Source organism: Eubacterium aggregans (assembly GCF_900107815.1).
Lineage (GTDB): Bacteria > Bacillota > Clostridia > Eubacteriales > Eubacteriaceae > Eubacterium_O > Eubacterium_O aggregans.
Window position 1 is genome coordinate 1 of the sequence record NZ_FNRK01000045.1, and the last position, 5,754, is coordinate 5,754.

General features: G+C 38.3%; 6 protein-coding genes. 4 read left to right on the forward strand and 2 right to left on the reverse strand.

Going from position 1 to position 5,754, the window contains the following annotated elements:
• The first annotated feature begins 200 nt into the window (after positions 1-200).
• The 4 genes from BLW33_RS13685 (at position 201) to BLW33_RS13700 (ending at position 4,963) form a co-directional block, all read left to right on the forward strand.
• Positions 201-1,694: a DUF1538 domain-containing protein gene (locus tag BLW33_RS13685; protein WP_090309977.1), complete on the forward strand. Its 1,494-nt coding sequence runs from the start codon at positions 201-203 to the stop codon at positions 1,692-1,694.
• Entirely contained in the window at positions 1,687-2,352 is a 666-nt protein-coding gene (locus BLW33_RS13690; protein ID WP_090309971.1) for a P-II family nitrogen regulator, read from the forward strand. The genes BLW33_RS13685 and BLW33_RS13690 overlap by 8 nt, the downstream gene beginning before the upstream one ends.
• 521 nt (positions 2,353-2,873) lie before the next feature.
• A complete protein-coding gene (locus tag BLW33_RS13695; protein WP_242911693.1) occupies positions 2,874-3,698 on the forward strand; it encodes an oxygen-binding di-iron domain-containing protein in 825 nt (274 codons plus the stop codon).
• Positions 3,695-4,963 (forward strand): HD domain-containing phosphohydrolase, encoded by a 1,269-nt coding sequence (locus BLW33_RS13700; RefSeq protein WP_090309974.1) that lies wholly within the window; start codon positions 3,695-3,697, stop codon positions 4,961-4,963. Before BLW33_RS13695 ends, BLW33_RS13700 begins: the two co-directional genes overlap by 4 nt.
• A gap of 156 nt (positions 4,964-5,119) precedes the next feature.
• Here BLW33_RS13700 and BLW33_RS13705 read toward each other — a convergent pair whose 3' ends face one another.
• A complete protein-coding gene (locus BLW33_RS13705; RefSeq protein WP_242911694.1) occupies positions 5,120-5,419 on the reverse strand; it encodes a site-specific recombinase in 300 nt (99 codons plus the stop codon).
• Between the two features lie 42 nt (positions 5,420-5,461).
• The coding region (locus BLW33_RS13710) for an integrase core domain-containing protein (protein WP_143032664.1) at positions 5,462-5,754 on the reverse strand (293 nt) is incomplete at its 5' end.

The following is a 5,754-nucleotide window of genomic DNA, read 5'->3' on the forward strand; positions in this document are numbered from 1 at the left end:
TAAAGAGGCAGCAATATTACCAGTCCTTACAGGATGTTGCATAAGGTCGCTGAATCCTTGAGGGAAATCTGTCAACTATTATTGACAATATCAGATCGGTAAACAATAATCTATATAGGAATAGAAACTAAGAAAATTTATGAGTGAGGTGTTGCTTACATCATAGAAAGCATAATTAAAAATGAGAAAGGATGACTGCTTTGAATGTGATTGTTTCAAAATTTAAAGAAGTACTGTTCTCGGTCCTCCCGATTACAGTGATGGTATTAATACTTAATTTTACTATATCACCGATGGAAACCCCTTTAATTATTAGATTTTTAATTGGTTCTATATTTGTGGTATTGGGTTTGACTATTTTTTTACTAGGAATTGATATTGGGATTACTCCACTTGGAAATCTAACAGGATCATCACTTGCGAAATCAAATAAGTTGTGGATAGTGCTGATAGGCGGACTCATACTTGGTTTCTTTATATCTATCGCAGAGCCAGGTCTAATGGTTCTTGCGAATCAAGTTGATTTAGTTACTTCAGGACAAATACCAAGCATAAGCATACTTGTTATTGTGTCTATTGGTTTAGCAATATTACTGGCACTAGGATTTTTAAGGGTTTTATATAATGTTCCTTTATATAAAATACTAATCATTTTATACCTAATTATATTCGGGTTATCAATATTCACTTCTAGAGAATTTTTAGCAATTTCCTTTGATGCTTCAGGCTCAACAACAGGAATACTGGCAGTGCCATTTATTCTATCTCTTTCTGTTGGTATTTCAAAGCTGAAAAAAGATAGTAAGGCATCTGAAAAGGATAGCTTTGGATTGGTTGCTATTGCATCAACAGGTGCTATTATATCAGTTATGATTTTAGATATATTTACGAAAACATATGAGTTTTCTGCTACACTTGATTCGAGTATTTCTGACTCGGATTCTATAATCAGTTCATTTGTTAGAATAATTCTAGATAATTTGAAAGATAGTTTTATGGCTATCCTACCTTTGTTAGTAATACTGTTGGTTCTGCAAAAAGTTACTTTTAAATTATCGAAAAGAGACTTGCGTAAACTACTAACAGGTTTTGGGTTTTCGTTTGTAGGACTGTTCATATTTTTCTTAGGAGTCAATGCTGGTTTTATGGATGTAGGAACGAGTATAGGTAATAATTTAGTTTTATTGGATAATAAGGCTTACATTATTATTATTGGTTTTATATTGGGAGTGGTAACTATCTTAGCAGAACCAGCTGTTTACGTTTTGACACATCAGATTGAAGATATAACGAGTGGCTATGTAAAGAGAAAAGTAGTACTGGTTCCATTGGCAATTGGAGTTGGTTTAGCAGTAGCGCTATCGGTCATTCGAGTTTTGGTGTTAGATATACAGTTGTGGCATTACTTATTGCCCGGATATATTGTCTGTATATTGCTGATGTTTTTTACACCTAAACTTTTTGTAGGGATAGCTTTTGATGCGGGTGGTGTAGCAACAGGACCTATGACAGCAACTTTTATTTTAGCCTTTATTCAAGGGGCTGCAAATGCTTTTGAAGGGGCAGATTTGATGGTTGATGGTTTTGGTATGATAGCGATGGTTGCCATGACACCAATTATAACCTTAGAAGCTTTAGGTTTGGTATTTGCTTTAAAGTCAAAAACTAAAGGAGTTGAAAAGAAGGATGATTAATTATGATAATATACCTATTTTTGAATTGATTTATGTAATTGTAAACTATGGATCGGGTAGCAGGGTTTTGCATAAGGCGAAGGAATATGGAATTTCTGGGGGAACAGTTTTCCTGGGAAGAGGAACTGTTAATAATTCACTATTAAAGTTCTTTTCCTTATATGATGAAAAGAAGGAAATAGTTTTAATGGGAACAGATAAACATACTGCAGATCGTGCTTTAGTTGAACTAAACAAAGATTTTCAGTTTGAAAAACCAAACCATGGAATTGTTTTTACTACCAGTACATGTGAAATTGTTGGATCAAGGTGTTGTATTTGTGAACAAAAAGAAGAAAGAGGTGTAAATGAACCTATGTATCAATTTATTATTACAATCGTTAATAGAGGAAAGGCTGAAGAAGTAATTGAAGCAGCAAAGGCTGCAGGGTCAAAGGGTGGAACAATAATCAATGCAAGAGGATCAGGCGTACATGAAACGAGCAAATTGTTTAACATGGATATAGAACCTGAAAAGGAAATAGTTATGATACTTACTAAAGAAGATATAACTGAAGCAGTTGTATCATCAATACGTGAAAGGCTGGATATTGATAAGGCAGGTAACGGCATTATTTTTATTCAAAATGTTAATAAGACATATGGGATTTACGAATAGACTTGTTTACTACTGATAAGTATATATAGGGTAGGTATGGAACTAAGTAATAGCCATTGATATGTTCTCTAAAACCATAACACTGTTGATATGTTCCCACATACCTCGAAAACGATAAAAAACGGTTGACCTGTTTCCACTAACGTATGGTTCGAAGTTTCGGCGGTAGACATCATTTAGGCCAACTCGGCCCATGTTGAGACGGTAGTATTGATGTCAAGGGTAAAGAAATGAGTGTGTAAAAAGCCCAGTAAATAAGGGCTTTTCGAGGATTGAGAGAAAATATTCGATCGCTGAATTGTGAAAATATCGCTTCGCGGAAACAAGTCCAAAGGCGTGATTTTGAACGTGACAGAGCGATTTAGATGTCGGTGCTTAGCGAGTGGTTAGTTTAGATAACATGTGTCTGCAAGTGGTCAATTTAGATGTTTTTTGAAAAAGTTGAGGTTGTGTGGTCAGGTTGGATGCTTTAGTTATAGAAGATATGATAAAGTTATATTGCCAACAAGGAGGAATAAACCGTGAAAATTAAAATGGAATCTTTAGAAAAAGAACCGGTAGATATTGCCGAGGGTGTTTACTGGGTCGGTTACTCTGATGAAAACAGAGGTCTTCACTGCAATCCCTATCTAATTATTGAGGGAGATGAAGCTGCTTTAATTGACGGTGGGAACCGTGATGATTTCAGCACTGTCATGCTGAAAATTTTAAGAACGGGAATAGAACCTTCCCAGATTACGAGATTGATTTACCAACACTATGACCCAGATCTTTGTGGGAGCTTACCTCAGCTAGAGGCAATCATAAATAATGATGCGCTAAGAATCATCTCCCATTCAGAGAACAACGTCTTCATTCATTATTATTCAGCTAAAACCGAGAAACTCGATTTTCGCGAATTGGGCAATCATTATGAATTCTCTACAGGCAGGCGGCTGGAATTTTATGCAACCCCCTATTGCCATCACCCGGGTAGCTTTGTTACATATGATACGCAAACAAAAACACTGTTCTCAAGTGATTTATTTGGCAGCTTTGATACCCAATGGACATTGATGCTTGAACTGGACGAGGCTTGCAGGGAATGTCTGAATCTGAAAAAGTGTTCCTCGAATTCAACGGAATGCTCTGTCAACGGAATTGTGAAGTTCCATAAAAGTATCATGACATCAAACCGCGCGCTGTCAAACACCCTAAATACTATCGAAAAACTGGATGTTGATAGAATAGCCCCTCAGCATGGCAGAGTTATCTCAACAAAAGAGGATGTAAAAACAATTATTCGGCACTTACGCTCAATCGAAAACGTCGGTATCGATTGTCTGTTGTCGGGAGAAGTCATATGAACAATCGATATTTAATGCTTCAGGACATATTATCAAATAGCTTGTGTTTAAATGCCGACCTCAAAGCCTATGCGTTAGAAAGCTTCGCAAAGGAGATTGACTACCATAATCAAACGGAACTTCTGACGAAATTAATTCTGGATCATTCCTCAATAGCAAAGCGCCTTGAGCAGATCAACAAAGAATTAGCGCACAGCCGCGAAGTGCTTGCTGAAGCGCAGGAAATTGCATTGTTGGGTCGTTGGGATATAAATCCTACTTCGGGTAGCATGACTTGGTCAAAGTCGATGTATGCTATTCTTGAAATTGACAGTTCCACTCCTGCGACTTCGGATTTATTTTTTTCATTTGTCCATCCGGACGATCTTGCGCAAGTGAATGCAATGTTCCAGGAGATGTTTGTTGCGCAAAAGCCTTGGGTAACCAGGTATCGTTTGCTAATGAAAAGCGGAAAGATAAAATGGGTACATTTAAGATTTTATTCCAAGTTTGATGCTAAAAATGCTCTTACCCATTTTTACGGGACTATTCAAGATGTTACCGAAATGAAAAGGGCTGAAGACGAGCTTGCGAAATACAGCCAACATCTTGAACTGCTAGTGGAAGAGAAAGTTCAAGAAATATCATCTTCCCAGATGGCAACCATTTATGCGTTAATTAAGCTGTCAGAATCAAGGGATGACGATACCGGTGCGCATATTGAACGGACAGCCAGCTTCTGCCGACTGCTTGCTCAAAAAGCACGCACTGTCCCGGAATACGCAGATATTATTACCGACACTTTTTTAGAAACCATATATAAAGCCAGTCCACTTCATGATATCGGCAAGGTAGGCATTCCAGACAGCATTTTGCTGAAGCCCGGCAAACTCACCAACGAAGAGTTTGCCATTATGAGGACCCATGTTCAGATTGGTTATGACACACTATCTAAAGTGGGACAGCAATACGATAAAAACGAATTTCTAACAATGGGTATGGATATTGCGTTGCACCATCACGAAAAATGGAATGGCAGCGGGTATAATAACGGGCTAAAGGGAGCTGAAATACCCTTATCCGCTCGAATTATGGCTCTTTCCGATGTTTATGATGCGTTACGCTCCGTGCGAGTTTATAAAGATGCTTTTTCACACGAAAAGAGCATGGAGATTATCGCTTCAAGTAAAGGAAGCCACTTCGATCCTGTGCTTGTTGATGTTTTTATCCGGCATCAAGAGGAGTTTGAATCACTGTACGAATCAATGTACGAATCAATGGAATAATTGGAACAAAACTCGTATTTGTGATTAGATTTCTTAAAAAAATACTACAACGACGAAATATAATGCATCATTACTCGTTCGGTTTTGCTTCATTGGATTGTTAAGAAAAAAAGCACACTACGTTGTTATCCGTAGGGTGCCTTGTTTATTTTTAGCTTATTCATTTACATCCACCGTCACGCCGGACTTGAATTCCACAATAAATTTATCCTCATAGATGCTGACTTTTTCGATCAGCCGGCGGATAAGCTGCTCGTCGTATTCAGCGAGGGCGGTGGATTGCTTTTTTAGGAATGTGCTCATATCAGCCATGCGCTTTTTGAGTTCATCACGGTTAGCACTTTCAAGCTGCATCTTTTGTTTCTGGTCACGCAGTCGGTGTATCTCATCGCCGACTTTATCATAATCGGCATTGGAGGTGGCAAGCTTCAGCAGTTCCGTTTGCAGTTCCTCCAACTGGAATTGTCAATAAAAGTTTAGTCCCATCGGCAAGGAGAATTATGCAGCAACAGTACAGTGGTAAAGTGCCCGCTTAGAGAGCGGCGGGAGACCATCGTTGGTGCTGTAAATCCGACGATGATTATAGTATTGGATATATCTAAAGATAATCGTCTTGACCATCTCCTGGGTCATCTTCATCGTATCAATACGATAAAGTTTTTCTTTCTTGAGCGTTGCGAAAAAGCTCTCCATCCGGGCGTTATCATAGCATCGACCAACACTGCTCATACTTTGGATTGCGCCCTTTGCAGCCAATGCGGTTCGGAAGGCTGTGCTTGTAAATTGCGACC

Excerpts from the sequence above, each read along its gene's own strand:
- BLW33_RS13690 (WP_090309971.1), top strand. The coding sequence starts at position 1,687 with ATGATTAATTATGATAATATACCTATTTTTGAATTGATTTATGTAATT.
- BLW33_RS13700 (WP_090309974.1), top strand. The coding sequence starts at position 3,695 with ATGAACAATCGATATTTAATGCTTCAGGACATATTATCAAATAGCTTG.